The 18,826-nt window shown below is 44.8% G+C and carries 16 protein-coding genes, 6 tRNA genes and 1 rRNA gene; 18 read left to right on the top strand and 5 right to left on the bottom strand.

Annotated elements, in window-relative coordinates; translation table 11 throughout:
- Nucleotides 1–211: 211 nt before the first annotated feature.
- The 15 genes from rrf to G519_RS50600 all read left to right on the top strand — a co-directional run bounded on the left by rrf (nt 212) and on the right by G519_RS50600 (nt 12,103).
- Nucleotides 212–328, top strand: a 5S ribosomal RNA gene (gene rrf, locus G519_RS0129330).
- Between the two features lie 50 nt (nt 329–378).
- Nucleotides 379–455 (top strand) — tRNA-Met (locus tag G519_RS0129325).
- A gap of 7 nt (nt 456–462) precedes the next feature.
- Nucleotides 463–535: transfer RNA gene (locus G519_RS0129320), tRNA-Lys, on the top strand.
- A gap of 20 nt (nt 536–555) precedes the next feature.
- Nucleotides 556–635 (top strand) — tRNA-Leu (locus tag G519_RS0129315).
- A 43-nt stretch (nt 636–678) separates the two neighbouring features.
- Nucleotides 679–753 (top strand) — tRNA-Gly (locus G519_RS0129310).
- A gap of 9 nt (nt 754–762) precedes the next feature.
- Nucleotides 763–839 (top strand) — tRNA-Arg (locus G519_RS0129305).
- Between the two features lie 26 nt (nt 840–865).
- Nucleotides 866–939: transfer RNA gene (locus G519_RS0129300), tRNA-Pro, on the top strand.
- A gap of 314 nt (nt 940–1,253) precedes the next feature.
- Nucleotides 1,254–3,071 carry a carboxypeptidase-like regulatory domain-containing protein gene (locus G519_RS0129295; RefSeq protein ID WP_029197700.1) on the top strand — a complete coding sequence of 606 codons (1,818 nt, stop codon included), beginning with the start codon at nt 1,254–1,256 and terminating at the stop codon, nt 3,069–3,071.
- A 271-nt stretch (nt 3,072–3,342) separates the two neighbouring features.
- Entirely contained in the window at nt 3,343–4,380 is a 1,038-nt protein-coding gene (locus G519_RS48020; protein ID WP_051253809.1) for an HD-GYP domain-containing protein, read from the top strand.
- Nucleotides 4,373–5,320 carry a GGDEF domain-containing response regulator gene (locus G519_RS0129285; protein ID WP_029197699.1) on the top strand — a complete coding sequence of 316 codons (948 nt, stop codon included), beginning with the start codon at nt 4,373–4,375 and terminating at the stop codon, nt 5,318–5,320. Before G519_RS48020 ends, G519_RS0129285 begins: the two co-directional genes overlap by 8 nt.
- Nucleotides 5,321–5,347: 27 nt before the next feature.
- The gene (locus G519_RS0129280) at nt 5,348–7,141 is read left to right on the top strand and encodes a GAF domain-containing sensor histidine kinase (RefSeq protein ID WP_029197698.1); all 1,794 of its coding nucleotides are present in this window, start codon (nt 5,348–5,350) and stop codon (nt 7,139–7,141) included.
- A 5-nt stretch (nt 7,142–7,146) separates the two neighbouring features.
- Nucleotides 7,147–8,805 (top strand): thiamine pyrophosphate-binding protein, encoded by a 1,659-nt coding sequence (locus tag G519_RS0129275; protein WP_029197697.1) that lies wholly within the window; start codon nt 7,147–7,149, stop codon nt 8,803–8,805.
- Nucleotides 8,806–8,956: 151 nt separating this feature from the next.
- Entirely contained in the window at nt 8,957–9,835 is an 879-nt protein-coding gene (locus tag G519_RS0129270) for an aldo/keto reductase (protein ID WP_029197696.1), read from the top strand.
- Between the two features lie 155 nt (nt 9,836–9,990).
- Nucleotides 9,991–11,979: a transglycosylase domain-containing protein gene (locus tag G519_RS45150; RefSeq protein ID WP_051253807.1), complete on the top strand. Its 1,989-nt coding sequence runs from the start codon at nt 9,991–9,993 to the stop codon at nt 11,977–11,979.
- Nucleotides 11,945–12,103, top strand: a complete 159-nt coding sequence (locus G519_RS50600; RefSeq protein WP_154669626.1) for a hypothetical protein — start codon at nt 11,945–11,947, stop codon at nt 12,101–12,103. The genes G519_RS45150 and G519_RS50600 overlap by 35 nt, the downstream gene beginning before the upstream one ends.
- 195 nt (nt 12,104–12,298) lie before the next feature.
- Here G519_RS50600 and G519_RS0129255 read toward each other — a convergent pair whose 3' ends face one another.
- The gene (locus G519_RS0129255; protein WP_029197695.1) at nt 12,299–13,393 is read right to left on the bottom strand and encodes a hypothetical protein; all 1,095 of its coding nucleotides are present in this window, start codon (nt 13,391–13,393) and stop codon (nt 12,299–12,301) included.
- A gap of 222 nt (nt 13,394–13,615) precedes the next feature.
- Here G519_RS0129255 and G519_RS45145 point away from each other — a divergent pair, with 222 nt between their 5' ends.
- Nucleotides 13,616–14,095 carry a hypothetical protein gene (locus G519_RS45145; protein WP_127528142.1) on the top strand — a complete coding sequence of 160 codons (480 nt, stop codon included), beginning with the start codon at nt 13,616–13,618 and terminating at the stop codon, nt 14,093–14,095.
- 36 nt (nt 14,096–14,131) lie between these two features.
- On the opposite strand, the gene hprK is transcribed toward G519_RS45145, so the two are convergent.
- Complete coding sequence (gene hprK, locus G519_RS0129245) at nt 14,132–15,046, bottom strand: HPr(Ser) kinase/phosphatase (RefSeq protein ID WP_029197694.1); 915 nt, start codon at nt 15,044–15,046, stop codon at nt 14,132–14,134.
- A 187-nt stretch (nt 15,047–15,233) separates the two neighbouring features.
- On the opposite strand from hprK, the gene G519_RS0129240 reads away from it, so the two are divergent.
- Nucleotides 15,234–15,500 carry a zinc ribbon domain-containing protein gene (locus G519_RS0129240; RefSeq protein ID WP_029197693.1) on the top strand — a complete coding sequence of 89 codons (267 nt, stop codon included), beginning with the start codon at nt 15,234–15,236 and terminating at the stop codon, nt 15,498–15,500.
- Nucleotides 15,501–15,595: 95 nt separating this feature from the next.
- Here the strand turns inward: G519_RS0129240 and G519_RS50595 are convergent, their stop codons facing one another.
- Nucleotides 15,596–15,766, bottom strand: coding sequence for a hypothetical protein (locus G519_RS50595; protein WP_154669625.1), 171 nt, complete (start codon nt 15,764–15,766; stop codon nt 15,596–15,598).
- A gap of 212 nt (nt 15,767–15,978) precedes the next feature.
- On the opposite strand from G519_RS50595, the gene G519_RS53120 reads away from it, so the two are divergent.
- Nucleotides 15,979–16,101 (top strand): hypothetical protein, encoded by a 123-nt coding sequence (locus G519_RS53120; RefSeq protein WP_268633737.1) that lies wholly within the window; start codon nt 15,979–15,981, stop codon nt 16,099–16,101.
- Nucleotides 16,102–16,328: 227 nt separating this feature from the next.
- Here G519_RS53120 and G519_RS0129225 read toward each other — a convergent pair whose 3' ends face one another.
- Nucleotides 16,329–17,711, bottom strand: a complete 1,383-nt coding sequence (locus G519_RS0129225) for a DUF4129 domain-containing protein (protein WP_029197692.1) — start codon at nt 17,709–17,711, stop codon at nt 16,329–16,331.
- Nucleotides 17,674–18,825 carry a DUF58 domain-containing protein gene (locus tag G519_RS45140; RefSeq protein WP_051253805.1) on the bottom strand — a complete coding sequence of 384 codons (1,152 nt, stop codon included), beginning with the start codon at nt 18,823–18,825 and terminating at the stop codon, nt 17,674–17,676. Before G519_RS45140 ends, G519_RS0129225 begins: the two co-directional genes overlap by 38 nt.
- Between the last annotated feature and the right edge of the window lies 1 nt (nt 18,826).

Genomic DNA, 18,826 nt, shown 5'->3' with positions numbered 1-18,826 from the left:
CGAGGTTGATAGGTTCGAGGTGGAAGTGCAGCAATGCATGCAGCTGACGAATACTAATCGGTCGAGGGCTTAACCAAACAATCCCAACCAAGTGAAGCAAAAGCTCTGTAGCGTATGCCGAATACTTGATTGGGGCCCAATGATTACCCTAAGCATTCACTTTACGCAAGTTTCGTATCTAGTTTTCAAGGCGCAAACCACGCTTTGACTGTTTGGTGATGATGGCGGAGGGGACCCACGCGTTCCCATCTCGAACACGACCGTTAAGCCCTCCAGCGTCGATGGTACTTGAACCGCAGGGTTCTGGGAGAGTAGAACGTTGCCAAGCAGTACCCGCAAGGGTATTAGCAACAATGTAGGGATCACATCTAACTATGACGCGGGGTGGAGCAGCCCGGTAGCTCGTCGGGCTCATAACCCGAAGGCCGCAGGTTCAAATCCTGCCCCCGCAACCAATGATGCGAGTCATTAGCTCAGTTGGTAGAGCACCTGACTTTTAATCAGGGTGTCGTAGGTTCGAATCCTACATGACTCACTTTGCCTTATTTACAGCATGCGCGTATGGCGGAATTGGCAGACGCACTAGACTTAGGATCTAGCGGGTGACCGTGGGGGTTCAAGTCCCTCTACGCGCATCAATCATCCCCAAGTCGTACTATACGCCTTGGGGATCCCTATGCGGAAGTGGCTCAGCGGTAGAGCATCGCCTTGCCAAGGCGAGGGTCGCGGGTTCGATCCCCGTCTTCCGCTCCATTTTATTAAGCGCCCTTAGCTCAGCTGGATAGAGTATTTGACTACGAATCAAAAGGTCGGGAGTTCGAATCTCTCAGGGCGCGCCATTTTTTTTAGAAATTCATAGTAGTTTCGGGATGTAGCTCAGCTTGGTAGAGCACCTGCTTTGGGAGCAGGGGGTCGCATGTTCAAATCGTGTCATCCCGATCATAGTAAAGCATAATCAGTAGTGAGTTCACTGCTAGATTATGCTTTTTTTGTTGGCGGAGCTCTTCTGGGAGCGGCATTTTGGATGACAGTAGATACCGTTAAGGAAGCGAAGATGACATTTTCAGTGTAGATGAAGGCGATCAAGACTCACACTCGAGGAATTGAGTTTATTGAATATACCCAGATGAAAACCTCTTTCTCATTTGTTCATTAACTGAGAAAGAGGTTATTTTTACCTATATAAATAGAGGATAATGTCAGATCATGTCGAATGAAATATGAACAGATTATTGGCTTAAGGGGAGAGTTAGATGAAAGTAAGTCATTCAAAATGGACTGCAGCTTTGATTGTTACAATCGTATTGTTGCTAACGCTACCTAATCTTGATAAGGTTTCTGCTGCGGTTTTGCCGGGTGGCGCAGGTATTTCAGATGCTTCTATTGAAGTCAATATAAAAAATACAGAGTCACAACCAATTAGCTCAGCTAAGGTTCTTGTTACCTCTCCGAATTTACCGTTTCCATTACGAATTCAGCTAGACGGAAACGGTCATGGCAAACTAGAAAATTTATCAGTCGCAAATTATAACATCTACATCTCAGCTCCTGGATATTTCGATGATACGTATATCGGCGGTCAAGTTATTGGTAACTATTCACATGATGTAACGTTAGAACATAGAGGTGGTTATACGGCTTTTGAGAGTTTTAGCTTTAACGACAATCTTGAATACTCTTCATTAACTGAAATTCAAGGAACAGTAAAATGGAATACGTATGGAACGATCCCAGCAAATAGCCAAATAAATATAAAATTTTTAGACAGCTTTAATTCGGTAGTTGGCAACGTGTATTCAGATATTAGTACCACGCGTAATCAATTTACTTTGCCAACGGCAATTACCATTCCAGCAACAGCTTCCAGAATAGGAGTGCAGTTGGAGTCGGAATCCGTTGTCATTGCGGAGGAAACAAGACCACTTTGGAAAGCATCTTTGTACTCTTCCGGTTTGTTTTCCTTCAAAGATACGAATCCGAGTGGCGGAATAATTGATGGCGTACTGAATTGGACTGGTTCTATGAATGAGTCTCAAGTATCAGGATATCGTATTTTTTATTATACAAAGACGGATTCTTATACGGAGCATCTATTGGGAGTCGTAGCAAAAAGAGCGGATCATACCTACGAATTTTCGCTTCCTCAGCTACCGAATGATGCTGCTATAATTGGGTTAAGCATAGCAAATAGCTTGGGAGAAGAAGCCGGCAACAGACCTGCTGCATTCATATCCGATAATCGTTTATCTGATACAGTAATGGAAGTACCTCAAGTATCGAATTTACCTGTGCCAAGTAATTTTCAAGGAGAGCTAAGTTATCAAGCGGGAAAATTAAAAGGTTGGCTTCGATGGGATGTATCGACAGATCCCAATGTTCTCCTTCAACTTGGTGGTCAAACGATATATTTTGCTGACAAGAATGGAGCAAAAATTCAACGGATCAGTACCGCTTTTCAGCCAGGAATCCAGCCTTACAACAGCTATAATAGCATCTATTATTGGGAACCAATCACGATTCCCAACGGTGCAACGCAAATATTAATATACTCTGTTCTAGACAATGGCAAAGAGAATGACATACCTGCCTATTATCCGCTTCCCCCAACCATTCAATTTACAGATTGGGACGAGCACTACCGTAGTATCCGTGGACAAATCACATGGAATCAGGATAACGATGAGTCGAACATTAAGGCGTACTATGCTTATTTTACAGGGTATAATGTGACTCCGGTTGAAATAGGTTATGTACCCAAAGGGGCACCATGGAGGATATCGATACCAACGTCTATCACGATTCCGCAAGGAACAAATTTTATATCTATCTACACAATGGACTATAATAACCACTTGACTCCTTTTGGCTCACAGGTCTATATTTATGACAATTCTTCGTCTTATCAGGTACAGTATGCGATTAAGCAAAAATATTTCACAGGAATTACAGCAATCGACATCAAGCAGATTCTACTAACTCTCAGCAATCCGTCCAACCCCTTCTCCCAAATTAGTAAAGAGGACACACAGGTCTTGTTATCACTCATTAAGCCGATTATGTCAGCTAACTAGAACTTTATGACTATGTAAGGTCAGCCTATTTCATAGAAATAAGCTGGCCTTTTTCCTTTTTTTGCAGGAACTTCGCAAGTGATCTGACAGGAACCGAGAGAATAATTCAAGAAATTAACAAAAAGCGAGCAATTTTATTACTATTGGAGTAAAAAAATATTAAAATAATGGAAAATATTATTTATAATAGAGGAGAATCTCCTTATTAAGAAGAACTAGTACTAACTATATAGTTGGGGAAGTTTACTTGAGAAGAATAAGAGGTACATCTATGCAGAATTCATTGTTTTTTAAAAATGTGATAAATTCTGATTCCATCTTCGAATCGATTGGACAATTGAGTGATATCGCCAGGAAAACAATTGGCTGCGAGCATATCTCTCTCTTTCTTATAGACGAGAAACATCAGAGCACCCCAGCATCTTATTCGGTTAATATTAGTACCGCAGTCATGGAACAGTTACAACAAATTGTGCTCCAAACGCAGTTTTTTTTCCGAAATCCAGATGGTATACGTTTGTCTGTACATAAGGCAGAAGGACATATAAAAAAATATCTTATCATGAGTAAATACGAGTGTATATACGGTTTTCATATAAAGCATGGTCCTTCATACGGGGCATTAATGTTTTCATTTCCTTCTGATATTCAACTTACGGAGGATCAGTTGCATCTGTGCAACCTCATTAAATTGCATATGGAGCAATTGATAAAAAAGATTCAATTCCGGAGACAAGTACTGAAACAGAAAGCCTACGAAAATCTTTTTAATACGTTGAGGGTTAAAGATAGCTTTACGGTTGATCACTGTTATAATGTTGCTTTCTACTCTACTTTGCTTGGAGCGAAAGCGGGTGTAAGCGAGACTGAACTGGAACGACTAAAGTTAGGGGCTCTTTTGCATGACATTGGTAAACTAGCAATTCCGGATCATATTCTAATGAAACCTGGGCGGTTATCGGATGAAGAATTTAACGTCATTCGCCAGCATCCTGTAATCGGCTATGAGCTGTTAAAAGATTTGCCGGATGTTGAGCACCTTCTGCCAATTGTAAAATGGCATCATGAACGAATGGATGGGAAAGGATATCCAGACAATCTGCAGGGTGGAGAGATTCCCTTGCTTGTACGCATTGTAAGTATTGCAGATGCATTTGATGCGATGACTTCTACGAGAGTATACCGAGATTCGCTGCACGTGCATGAAGTCAGGGAACAACTTCTTATTCACGCAGGCAAGCAGTTTGATGAGGAATTGGTGCGAATTTTCTTAAGTATCATCGATGAGCAGATGCAAATGAATGGATAATAACTTATCAACAGGCAACTATTTTAGGAATGAAAGCTGGGATAGATTAATGAAATGTCGCATTCTTATCGTCGATGACGAGCCCCATAATTTAAATATACTCCGTATATTTTTAAATTCGTTGCACTATGAAATCATTACGGTTGAGGATGGTAAAGAGGCTTTCTCCATGGTCAAAGAGACCGCACCTGATCTTATTTTACTTGATGTGATGATGCCCGAAGTGACTGGATTTGAAATATGCAAACAATTAACAGCCGAAAGCGACTTTGATATTCCGATTATTTTCTTGTCAGCAAATGCGCAAAAGGAAGACATTTTACAAGGACTACGCTTAGGGGCCATTGATTATTTGACCAAGCCATTCGATCTGGATGTGTTGGAACGAAAGGTTGAAATTGCGCTCCACCAAAAAGCGAAGGTTAAGAACCTGAAGAAAGACAATAAACAATTAGCCAAATTGGTGTATGTGGACGCACTAACTGGTTTATATAATCGAGCATATTTGGACATTACCATTCGGATGATCAAAGAGGGAACCAAGAAATTTCAAGCCGCTATGATGGTAGATATGGATTATTTTAAGGACATTAATGATAACTATGGTCATTTGGTTGGGGATCAAGTCTTGAGAGAAGTGGCAACGATCATATCGTCGAAAATTTCTTGCGAGCATGATTTAGCCTTTCGGTATGGCGGGGATGAGTACTTGGTCCTACTCCAAAATGAAGTGAACTGTGTCGAAATTGCAGACAGCATTATTAAGGCTGTGGACGGTTTAAAGGTTAGCCTGGCACCGCATAAATCACAGGAATTTTCGGTGAGCATTGGGTTGACGAATAATTTCGACCCTACCTCGTTTGATCAAATCATTATGCAAGCTGATTCTGCACTTCTTGGGGCAAAGAATAATGGAAGACATCAAATAAAGATTCGCTAATAAAAAGGGGAATGGGTGGGCATGCTCATGGAATTGAAAAGTTTTCAAAAGTTATTTCAAATGACGAAGGTCATTAATTCTCAATTTGAAATGTCAGAAATCTTGCAAGTCTTCGTTGACGCGATAGCAGGAGAGATTACGCAAGCAGATCTTGTTGGTTTTTTCTTGAAACAGCCAGATGGCACTTTTCAAGGATATAAAGGCAATAAATTGCCTGTGGATATAACGGAGCTGCTCATTGATCCAAGAGAAGATGAGTTTGTTAGGGATATTTTACGCAACCAAGCTAGCGACTATATCTCGGATACGAGTGTTGATCTAAGATTGGATCAGTCCAAGAGACAATTGTTAAAAATTAAATCGATCCTCGGGATTCCCGTCATTGTTGAAAATGACGTGTTTGGGCTTGTCTTCGTTCACGATTTCGGAAAACCGATGAATATTACCCAAGAGCAGATGGAAGTTACGGAAGCTTTTGTTAACATGGCTAGTGTGGCGATTCGCAACATCCGTATGTTCGAACAACGGCAGCTTCTGATGGAGAAGCAGCAGCTTCTTCTCGACGCGACGAAAGCTTTGTCGGAGTCATTGTCGGTCAAAGATGTTCTGAACACTTTTTTCTATTACATGCGTAAAGCCAGTGGGTCTAAGGATATCGGGATTCATCTATATAATGAAAAAGAGCATACGATTGAACCCTACCAATTGTCTTCTGAGAATGTAACGGTTGACGAATGGAAGGTTAAGCATAGAGAAGTCAAGTTAACGATTGAAAATGACCGCCTTTTGTATGAAGTCATTACTCAGAAGAAATCAGCGGCAATCGAGGATGTCTACGCGGATCCGCGGCCTAATCATAAAGCGTTCGTCTCTTTTGATATTCGAAGTATTATGGTGTTTCCGCTCGTTGCCAAAGGCTCCGTTTATGGTGTCGTGGCGATTCCTTCTATCGGGAAGCCGAGGAAGTATGAAGCAAGCATATTGGAATTCTGCCAATCGATTTCTGATGCAACAGCAACAGCGCTTTCGAATGCCCAGCATACGGAAACATTGGATCACTCCGTCAATGAGCGTTCCATTGAGCTGCAGCACGCTAACTTCAAGCTAGAGGGTCTAGTAAGAGAACTAGAGCATCTGAATGAGTTGAAAAGTGATTTCATCGCGACACTTTCGCATGAGCTGCGTACGCCAATTACAGCGGTTAAAGGGTCCGTAGATATCCTTAGCAAAGGGATCCTCGGTGGTCTCAACGATTCGCAGAAGGACTTACTGGATATTGCGTCTAAGTCGATCGGGCGTTTGCTGGATCAAGTGAATGAATTGCTGGATTTTGCTAAAATGGAAAACGGTAAATTTGAATTGGTGTATACGGAAGCTGATTTCAAAGAAATTATCAAGGAATCTGTTACTATCGTACAGTCTCTGATCAATAAGAAGAAGCTGATTCTGGTTGTTGAGTCAGACGCCGAAACGGATACGGTTGTAAGCGTTGATAAACAACGCATTCTGCAAATTCTATTGAATTTACTTTCCAATGCGATTAAATTTACACCTCCTATGGGTGTGATTACGATTAAAACAATTTTCGAAGAAACGGTACTTACGGTTGAAGTACATGATAGTGGCATTGGTATCCCATTTGAGAAACAGAAAAACATTTTCACGAAATTTTATCAAGCTAATAATCAAATTAACGGGACAGGCTTAGGTCTTGCGATTTCAAAACAGCTGATCGAACTGCATGGCGGTCGGATTTGGTTTGAAAGCACGGAAGGTCAAGGTTCGATATTCAAATTTACTTTACCTAAAGGAAGGGAGTAACCAATATGCGGGCGATTGAAGTAGGATTGAGATTTTTAGTGCAGCAAGGTGTGCGCTATGTGTTCGGTATTCCAGCAGGCTCAATCAATGCGATCTATGACGCCCTTTTGGACATTCCTGAGCTTAATCCAATTGTAGCTAAGCATGAGAACAGCTCCGGTTACATGGCAGGTGCTTATACGAGAATAACCGGTCTTCCATCCATTTGTGTGGCATCTAGCGGACCGGGAGCGACGAACCTCGTGACTCCGGCTGCGAATGCTTGGAAGCAGAAGCTTCCTGTTATATTCATTACTGGCTCTGTACCATCAGGCAAAATGGGCAAGGGCGGCGCGCAAGAGCTGTATGCGGAGCCGATCTTTGCATCGATTACGAAGATGAGCCGAACGGTTCTTGACCCTAATCAACTGCCGGAGATTCTGGCAGAGGCCTATCACACGGCGATTAGCGGCGTGCCAGGTCCTGTGCATTTGGCGATTCCTATTGATATCCAAATGACGGATATAGGCGTAAGAGAGCTTCCAGTGTTACCTCCAGTGCAGCAGCCTACAATGGATTTGGCAGCAGCTCAGGCGGCTGCGGAGCGGATCAAAGCAGCTGGCCTACGTGGTGCGATTCTGTTGGGTAATGGCGCTAAGGCATCCTCTGACAGCATCGTACAGTTGGCTGAAACACTTGCGTGGAAAGTGGCAACAACACCACGCGGTAAGGGAGCTTTTCCCGAAAATCACCCGCTTTCCTTAGGGATATATGGCTTATCAGCGAATATCAAAGCGAGTGATTATTTGAACGGTAATGATCATGAGGTATTGCTGATAATCGGTTCAAGCTTAGGCGAGCTAGCAACAAGCAACTGGGAACCGCGATTGGTTGCGGGTAGAGAACTCATTCACATCGATTATGATCAAAGTGAATTAGGTAAGTGCTACGAAACCCAGTATCCTGTACATGGTGAAATAAAGCTTGTTATTGCGGAATTATTAGATCAGCTTTCGGCTGATGGACTAGATAGATCGTATGCAAGTGAGGCATTCCAAGGGCTAAGCGAAGCAGCAGCAGCTTCCGAGCAAGGCGATGAGACATGGAATACGTTATCGGCAATCCGTCGTCTTAGTGCAACAGCACCGAAGAATGCTCGATTCTTCCTAGATATCGGTGAATTCATGACCTATTCGATCCAAAACTTATTGATCGAGAGCGGACAAGAGTTCGATATTGATATCAATTTCGGAGGCATGGGCTCTGGAATCGGGGGCTCATTAGGAGCTCAATTGGCGGAACCGACGCGACCGACGATCTGTATTACAGGCGATGGCTGTTTCTTCATGCATGGTCTCGAAGTGCTAACCGCTAAGGAATATAATCTTCCGATCCTATTTGTCGTCATTAACAATGCCCGTCTCGGGATGGTCTATCATGGACACATGCTGCAATACAAAAGGTGTCTGGAAGACTTCTCGCAAGAGCGAGTTAGTATTGCGGGTGTTGCCCAATCGCTTGGCTTGCGTCATGCCGAGGTTAGATCGCTGGATCAACTACAGGGAGAGCATGTGCAAGAGTGGCTTTCTCATGGAGGTCCTGTGGTTGTTGAAGTTATTGTGGATGGCAACGAAATTCCGCCAATGGGTGAACGAGTTAAGTTCTTGCAGGGGGCAACGTATTAAGTGACATACTTTGAGGGATGAGTAAAAAGCTTTTGGATGCTTGTATCCAAAAGCTTTTTTGTGCATCATAGTTGGGTGGAGCCTGTATTTTTGGCCCTGTACATGTTATGGTGAGGAAGAGTAAGAACATTAAGGAAGGAGCACTTCATTCATGTTGAAACGAACCATAGGTCGTTTGAATTACGAAAGCTCAGTCGTTATGTTTGGTGCAGCAAGTCTCGGAAATGTGACGCAAGAGGAAGCCGATGCATCCATTTCTTTTGCTTTGCAGCATGGGGTTAACCATTTTGATACCGCTGCCAGTTATGGGGATGCCGAAGTACGTATGGGTCCTACGATCAGTCAAATTCGCAAGGATATTTTCCTAGCTACGAAAACAGGGCAAAGAACGAAGAAGGAAGCGAAGGAAGAAATTTATCGCTCTCTGGAACGGATGCGGGTTGATTCTGTAGACTTACTTCAACTGCATGCGGTAGGCTCTATGGAGGAGTTAGATCGCTGCACGGGTAAGGGCGGTTCACTGGAGGCAGCCCTTGAAGCGCAAGCTGAAGGTATTGTTAAGGAGATTGGCATAACTGGACATGGGCATGATGCGCCAACGGTACATTTGGAAGCGTTACGTAGATTTCCTTTCGCAACCGTGCTCCTGCCACTCAATTATTATATGTATAGTTTGCCGGAGTATCGGGAAGCTTTCGATGCACTCATGGAGGAAGCGAATAAGCAAAATGCGGCTGTCAGGGTCATCAAAGCGATCGCTAAGGCACCATGGGCGGAAGGGGAGAAGCGTCCTTACTCGACCTGGTATGAACCTTTTGACCAGCAGCAGATTATTGATGCTTGTGTGCATTTTGTGTTGTCGTTCCCTGGTGTGAGCGGATTCGCAAGCGCAGGAGACATCCATTTGTTTCCTAAAATCGTCGATGCCGTGGAACGATATGGTTCCATGAACGATGAGGAAGCGGAGCGTATCCTGAGCAGCATCAGCGGATACACCAGTATTTTCGGAGCGCCGACCTCAATCGCTTAACAAATCATATATTTTAAATGATGGGCCCTTCAGTTGTTTATGTACTGGAGGGCTTTTTTACGTCGTTTATTGGTAAGAGTTCCTTTCCCTCGTGCGTCGCTAACTGAAAGAATCCTGCGAATATATATATAAGCGTACGTAAGGAGGAAGGTAAGATGATTAAATCATTTTGGAAGAAAAAAAGGTTTTGGCAAATTTGCAGCGGTATTGTGTTGACTGGATGTGTGATCGTATTCGTAGCTTGCTATTCCTACATTCGTGGGCTTGATGTATCGAAGTTAAACCAGCCGCTGCCAGAATCAACACTTGTGCTGGACAAATACGGTAAACCGGCTTCGCAGCTATCAGCTTCAAAAATTGAGCCTGTCCAGTTTTCACAATTGCCGAAGGTGTTAACGGATGCGGTTGTGGCTGTGGAAGATAAGAGATTCTATGAGCACACGGGTATCGATATGAGATCTATCTTCCGTGCAGTCGCTCGCGATGTGCTGCGAGGCAGCTATTCGGAAGGAGCCAGTACGATCACGCAGCAGCTGGCTCGTAATCTGTTTCTCAATGCAGACAAAACACTGGGCCGAAAGCTCAGAGAAGCCGCATATGCGATAAAAATAGATACAACCTACAGTAAAAATGAAATTCTGGAGTTGTACTTAAACAGCATTTATTTCGGGGAAGGCAGCTGGGGGGTACAGGGGGCGGCTAGAACGTATTTTAATAAAGATGTGAAGGATCTAACCTTGCCTGAGGCAGCCGTTCTTGCCGCTCTTCCTAAGGCTCCTAGCCGATACTCCCCTTTTCAGGATGAAGGTCAGGCACTCAAGCGAAGGAATACTGTGCTTGTACTGATGCGTGATGAAGGTAAAATCACTGCGCAGGACTACGAGAAAGCCAAATCATCACCGCTTGGTGTCGTTAAGTCCGATAAAGGCAACGACTTGAAGGGACGCTATCCGGCTTATGTTGATGCAGTCATTAATGAAGCTGTTCATGAGTATGGTTTTACAGAAGAACAGCTGCTGACGGGGGGCTTGCGTATCACGACGGAGCTAGACCCCTTGGTGCAGAATGCTGTTGCGGATGTTTTTAAAGACGAAAGTCTATTTCCAGAAAGCAAAACAGATCAGCTCATTCAAAGCGGCGCTGCCATTGTAGATCAGCGAACTGGCGGGATTCGTGCCTTAGCTGGAGGACGAGGAGAAGGCGTCTTCCGTGGGTTCAGTCGTGCAACGCAGTTAAAGAGACAGCCGGGCTCATCTTTTAAGCCGATTGTTGTCTATGGACCCGCGTTGGACAGCGGTTATAAGCCATCTTCCATCTTATTTGATGGTCCCTTAAACATCGAAGGCTACCAGCCACAAGATTGGGATCATCGGACAAGAGGACAGGTGACGATGCAGGAGGCTGTTGTTTCTTCTTGGAACGTTCCAGCCGTGTGGCTGCTTCACGAGATAGGGATTGATCGTGGACTCCAATTTGCTAAATCCCTGGGTATTACTTTACCGGCTCAGGATCGTCAGCTTGGCATCGCACTTGGCGGACTCTCAGAAGGGGTATCACCACTGCAGATGGCGCAAGCATTCAGCGCATTCGCCGCCAAGGGGGTTCTGCATCCGGCGCATACCATCACGAAGATCGAGACGAGCAGCGGTCATTTGCTCGTTGGGGCAAGCCCGAAGGGGACTCCTGTGATGCAGCCGGAAACAGCCTATGCGATGACTACCATGCTGCAAGTGGCTGTTGCGCAGGGAACAGGCAAGAATGCAGCTATGAATCGCCCCGTTGCTGGTAAATCTGGCACAACGCAGCTGCCGCAGACGAAGGAATTCGAAGGTTTAAGCAGCGGAAGTGCTAAAGATGCGTGGTTCGTTGGTTACACTCCAGAGCTGACGGCTGCGGTTTGGGTGGGTTATGATCGGACGGATAAAGAGCACTACTTAACGACATCCGGCGGTGCTGTCCCTGCTGTTTTGTTTCGGGAGATGATGAGCAGGGCCTTGGCTCAAGCGCCTATTGTTCCTTTTGATATGCCGATTGTGGGGGCAGGGACCTTAACTACAGAGGAATCGAATTCCACGGACTTTTCCAACGTGATCGACGAGGTAGTGAAACGTGAGCACGGACATGGCAAAGGGAAGAAAAGATAAAGATAAAGATAAAGATAAAGATAAAGATAAAGCAGCAAAAAGCCGTCGACATCCTTCATGGATATCGACGGCTTTTATTGTGAAGGCTTTGGAGCTGCCTTTCAGAAGAGAAGAGGCTGCTTAAGCCTTCTATGGAGTGAGAAGCTGCAAAAAGTGCATCAAAAATTTCCGTTTTGGGCTCAATGAGCTATTGAGACTTAAATTTGATGCACTTTTTGCAGGATTATGTGGGAAAGGAACCCTTCCGCCACAATTTTGATGTATGTTTTGCATCTTCTATTGCGAGCGGTGATCGTTACCAGCGTGACGGTGTTAAAAGTTAGTCATCATTGTGGTTGCTGCGATTCTGCTTTTCACTCTTTTTGCGATCATCATTTTTTCCTGAATTTTCATTGTTACCATGGGCTTTGGATTTAGAGTTGTTAATTTCTTTGTTGTCATTTTCTTTGTTGTAATTATTGTTATTATTGTTATTGTTGTTGTTGTTGTTGTTGTTGTTGTTGTTGTTGTTTTCGACTTTGTTTTTGCTATTGTCGTCTTTTTTTGTATCTTTGTTCTTATCCTCATTTTCATTTTTATCTTCATCTTGTTGTGCAGTTTCATCCTTATGGGAATCCTGCTGTTTTAACGTGTTGTTGGGCGCTTGCACTTGCTCCCATTTCGTTTTCAGATGGACATTTAGTTTGCTAGCATCCAAGTTATAGTGCTCGGCAAGCAGTTGTGTTAAGGCCTGCTCAGCATTTGAAGATTTGAGGTCGATGGAAGCTAGGAGCATTTTGATCCAAGCGGCTGCTTGGTCCCCTTTGAGATGAATCGTACCGCTATTTTCAGGCTTAATATTCAAATCATACAAGGTACCCTTTGCACCCTTGGTTTGTGTAACATGCAGTTTGAAATGCTTGCCATCCACCTTCAGATCGATGTCCTCCAAGTTAGGATAAACCTCATTGTTCTGGGAAGGGGGTTGTGTGCTAGGTACAGGTTGATTTGGCACAGCTGCTGCAGGTTGCCCGCTCGTTGCTGACGGTGCTGGTGTCGACGTAGGCTCAGGGGTCACTGGTGTCGCTGGTACGGCCTCAGTCACTGGAGCTCCAGCACCAGTTGAGGTCGCTTTTACATAGGCAGCCTGCTGCTTGCTATTGACGATTAATTCGATCTGATCCCCAGGCTTTAAATCAGCCAGTTGGGCCTTTTGATCATTACGGTAAACCCACACGGATTTCGCCAAAGCGATAGTTTGATCACCGGTATTAGTGGTTACAATGACAGCATCCGAAGTGATGGATTTAAATGTCCCCAGGATGGAAGTCGAAGTCGATGTGTTAGGTGAAGTCGCCGCATAGGCCGTCCACCCACAAAGCATCAAAATGATTAAGGTAATAGAAAGTATCGTGATTGTTAATCTTTTGCGCATAAGAAGCACCTCCACTAACAGCTTTCGATTCGAAAGGTTGTTTTGGGGCGGTACCCCCGCATCGTCGAAAAGCCAAAAACAGAGCTGACCGAGCCTAAACCATGCATAAGATAGACAAAATAAGGAAATGGTAAAATCAACTAAACCGCAGGGGAGGTTGTCCACATAATAAATAAATTGCTGCTTTGGTCAGCATTTGTGCTGCCCTGGTTATCTTTATTTTTGATGAAGAAGCAAAGTATTTACAGGTATGTGCCTGTCTGTATTTTCTCGGCTCTGTTGGTCACGATCGTGTATGAGATTGGCTATACATATAAGTGGTGGATATTAATAGATGCCATTGTTCCATGGGGACATGTTACAAATACAGCCTTTGCCTATGGGATTTTTCTTGTCGGAACGATGTGGGTTTTTCACTTTACATTTGGTCGGTTTTGGTTATATATTGTTGCTAATCTGGTGTTAGATGCCTTTTATGCCTTTGTGTTTCATCGGATTGAGGAAAAGCTTGGCATAGCGGACCTTATCAGTCTGAAACACTATCACATACTTCTCCTAATGGTGGGACTTTCACTCATCCTGTATCCGTATCAGCTATGGCAAGAGCGAGCACGGAAAAATCTGGACAGCGGTGACCACGATGATATCACAATAAGGATCAATACCCCGACTTGGTTAACAAAAAGAGAAAAAGCTAAATGAAGAAGCCGCCTCGTCCTAGGATGGGGGCGGCTTCTTTTAATCGTTGTCATTTTGCAGACGCTGCATGAATTCCTCAGCAGCACGGTACCCTTGCTGACGCAAATACCAGTTGTTAGCCGCGGCTTCAACGAGTCCGGCAACATCACGTCCAGGCTGAAGTTGGATTTCAATGTGTGGAATTTTAATATCCATATACTCGGTGAAACAGGGTTCAAGCTCCAAATCGTTGTTGAGCGCATCCTCCTGCCACTTCGTAAGCTCAATATCGAGCACGATCCGCGTTTCGTCCTGAAAAGCTTTGCGGCCGTAAAGTCGCGAGACGTTAATCAATCCGATGCTGCGCAGCGCCAGGAATTCCTTCGTTTTCCCATTGTGGGTACCTAGCAGGGTTTCGGGGCTGATTTTCTTCAGTACGACAATATCATCGGCAACGAGGCGATGCCCTCTGCGAATTAACGTGTGGGCGGTTTCGCTCTTGCCAACCCCTGACTTACCGCGAAGCAGAATGCCAATCCCCGAGACATTGACGCAAACACCGTGAACGGCAATCTCCTGAGCGAGCGATTTACTCAAATACAAATCCACTAAGTCCTGAAACTTACTCGTAGGGGAAGCCGTACGGAGGAGCGGGATTTTCTCTTCTTCGCAATATTTGGTTAAATATTTCAAACCTTCCTGGTCTCTCGTCACGACGAAACAAGGCGGGTGATATTTGACAATATTACCGATATGAAGATTTCTTTCATTCTCGCTGAGACTGTGCAAATAGGTAATTTCTTTCCTGCCTAAAAGCTGAACGTGCGCTTGCGGGAAATATTCAAAATAGCCGACAAATTCAAGTCCTGGGCGATGTGCCTTTGTTTTGGTAATCGGACGGTGCAGTTCCGAATGTCCGGCAAGTACTTCGAGCGAGAAACGCTGGGCCAAATCTTTCACTGTGACGGGCTTCACAACAGTCCTCCTTAAAGTTTTACTTTACTATATGAGTTGATATTGACAGTCTATCTCTAGTAGATTCGCTTGCGAAGGGCTACTATCCTGCTATGAAAGCGTTTGAAAATAATCGCCAGCTTTTCATTGCAATTAAATGCTTTGTTGATATGATAATAGGAGAAGCTTTTAGGAGGAGTAAAAAAACATGGGCACCTACAAAAACTGTCAAAGCTGCGGGATGCCGCTCGCTCGTGATGAGCAAGGCGGAGGAACAGAGAAGTCTGGGATGAAGAGCAAGGTATACTGCAGTCATTGCTACCAAAACGGTGAATTCACAATGCCTGATTTAACCGTAGAGCAGATGAAGGATCGGGTGAAGCAGAAGCTGGTCGAGTTTGGTTTTCCGCGGTTTCTTACAGGCCTTTTTACACGAAGTATTCATAAGCTAAAAAGATGGTCACCAAACGGCTAATGGAGTTTGACTGCCATGACGACAAAAAAGCTCTATGCAAGGATTGCACAGAGCAAAATGCGAACAGGGTCTTTCGTATGTTTATGTAAAAGCAGCTATCTATTGAAGCCGCATTTTTTGGCAAGTGTTGGCCATGTTGAAAGAAACATGTTTTCCCACCTGTCTTCGGGTAATACCATGATCCATCTTGCGATTTGATCCAATCCCATTTCGCATAATGTGTTAACGACTTCTTCTTTCTCACAACCGGTTTTTAATGCTAACATCTCAAAACCACCTCATCGAATGTATTCAAACAATTATATATATGCAGCTGGGTGCAAAAATGTGACTGATTTTTGAATGTGAATGCTGGAGTGCTGTGTGGGATTGTGGAGAATCGGATAAATGTTGCGTAAAAATAAAAGGAAGAGGCTGAGCAGTGGTTTGCTGCGCAGCCTCTTTGTTGGGCATCGGAGTGCTTTGGGATGATTAAGCGATGGCGAGATGGAGCGGGCTTGTTAGGGTTGAGACGATGTTAAACATCGTTAAAATGTTTGGAGTGCTGGGATTCGTCACTGTAGTGATGAAAGATATTAATATGGCTAAGGGAAAAGGATGATTTCCCTCGGAAGTAGCGTCTGAGACGATGAATGTCATCGTTAAAATGTAGGGAGTGCTCGGATTCATCACTTTAGTGATGAAAAACATCACTAAGCCTAAGGGATAAGGCAATTTCCCTTGGAAGTAGCGTCTGAGACGATGAATTTCATCGTTAAAGTGTAGGGAGTGCTCGGATTCATCACGTTAATGATGAAAATTCATGCTATTAGTTTAGGTTGAAGGTGTTCATTTTAAGTGAATGCGAATTTGAGGGTCGAGAGTTTGTAGTACTCGATTAAGCTCTGAATCAGATACATCGTCATCTGTATATCGTGCTTGGTTATAAGAAGAAGTGATGGCATGAACGGCTTGGCTGGACAGCTGATATTGGTTGGATAGCTCCCGCTCTGTTTCATTTGGGGTATGGGCTTTGTTGTAAGTATAGCCTCCCTCAGCTGCTTGCTGGATCAAAACACGATAAAGGAAACGGATGCGCTCCCGATTGTTTGGCAAATGTGACCATTTTGGTTCATTTGTTTTCCCCCTCGACCAACTCTTCATCGTTTGCTGCCACCATATTCGGGGTAGTTCTTTCCACGCAAGAAGATTCTCTTTTTCATCCGTGAAACCTTCAGCTCCCTCGCCTTTCTTGCTGCTAAAGGAACGGTTCATCAAGCGTCGGATAAGCGAGACCAGAACAGGTGTCAGCTTGGCAATGATGAGATAAATGGCACTAAGGATAAGGGCGATGACAATGAGATAACCGATAATAACCTGGGCATAGTGAAGCAGCATGTCAAACCAGCTTGGTTCACCTTTGGGAGCAGGAGGTGGAAGCGGCAATGGTTGTGCTGAAGGAATTGGCTCGGGCGGCTGATCAGATGATGGCTCGGATAGCAAAAGGCGCAGCAGCCAAGCGATCGAAGCACGGAGAAAGGAGCCAATTCCTTGTTGCAATTGTTGAAAGTAGGCAACAGCTGCGATGCAAGCAATTAATGTGATTAACCAAATGCGGCTTGAGCGCTTCACTGAATCAGATAGTGACGATGCTGCAGCACGTTCATTGCCTGCTAACGTGGCGTTAAGGAGCTGAGCGCGATTCGCAGCTAAGAGAAAAATGACCAGTGAACAGAAACCGAATCCATTCATCCAACCTATATACGGCTGGAAAAGAACCAACCCTCCCATGATGGGGACACCTATGAAATAAACCAAACCTGCGGTAACAAATATGCTCGCTGGGAAGAGCGAGAACCATCCATCCTTGGTGCAGCGAATACCGCGATAGACAAGTAGTAACCCGGCGGCTGCGCAGGTCCAGCTATGCCAGTTGTTGTTGCCCTGCAGGAGGTAGGCTATCGTTAAACCTGCTCCTGCACAAAGCATTAGCTCGTAGAATGTACGAGTTAGCCATTTCATTCGTCCAAAGAAGCAACCCAACACATAACAGAGCAGGAACTGAAAGCAAGTCATCCAGAGTAAGGTCTCTGACAGATAGACCTGGATTAGAACTATAATGGGAAAGAAGATAATGAGTTCGAGTAAACCGTATAAGATCGCTAAGCTGAATTCTCTCACAAGAAAATTAAGATTAGCTCGTTGAGAAGGCGTTTGAATGGGCGCTAACATTGGAAACACCTACCTCCTTTCCGTTCAGTTCAAGAAGTCCGTGCTGTAAGGGGATGATAAAGACAGAATGCCCTAACGATTCAAGTCGCACAATACTTTCCTTGATCCCCTTAGACACGAAGGAAGTCAGCAGGATGATGTCCATCGCGGTCCCTTCTTGCTCAATTCCATGATCGAGGAAGTCTTCGAAGGAGCGTGAGCAGGTGATGGCCAGCTTCGCCATCGTTTCGAATAGATATTCCAAATGTGGCCAACCACCCTCGGGAGCGAGGTACACGGGAACTCCAGGCTGCCCCTGTAGAGAGCCGTTGTAACCGAAGCCGACTGGAATACCTTGACTCACCGCGTATTCAGCAAGTGTAGCCGCGTATGAGAGAGCTTTCTCAACAAGCTCGGGATCGGTCACGGCATCCCACATCGTTTCCGTTATTTGCGTATTTACGGCCAAGAGCAGCCTAGGGTCAGCGGTGAAATCTCGATTATATACTTGGAGTTTCTGACTGCGTGCTGTCGCCTTCCAGTGGATGCTGTTCATCGTATCACCAAAACGATATTCCCTTGCGCCAGAAACGAGGAACGGATCTGGCATAATCCAGCGTCTGACGGTTATATCGCCTTGCCATCGGCTGGAGAGGAGCGGGATGTCATCTCTGCTTACCAAGCGAGGGTAAACAAGGAGCTCCAGCGGCATGCGGTTGATGGAAGAAGCAGCTTGCACACCAACTAGATCGCCGATGGAAGCTGCCACCGTTTCGAGCTTATACCAACCTCGCTTCGCACAGTGTACACCGTGGCGTCGGACTATTCTTGTATAGGGCATAAGGCTGAATAGACTGCGATGATTCTGGAAAAGAGCTCCGCTGCTCACTGCGAGATTGCTCATCTTCGCAAAGTGGAGCCCTGCGTGAATCGTTGATTCCAAGCGAAGCCAAGGAATTGGAGCCAGCTTACGATTAACGATCGTTTCGATCATGACAATGTCGTCCCCGGCATGGCAATGCGTCGTACTGAAGGTTCGCTCAATGCGAAGCCCGCGAAACCCCCAGCGGGCAAATAGCAGATGCTGGAGGAGGAACAGAGCGACAGTGATGATGAGAATCCAGCTGATGCTCATC

Origin of the sequence: Paenibacillus alginolyticus DSM 5050 = NBRC 15375 (genome assembly GCF_000422905.1) — a bacterium.
GTDB classification, from domain to species: Bacteria; Bacillota; Bacilli; order Paenibacillales; family NBRC-103111; genus Paenibacillus_E; species Paenibacillus_E alginolyticus.
Note: the sequence above shows the minus strand (reverse complement) of the source record. Positions and strands in the feature narration are given on the sequence as shown.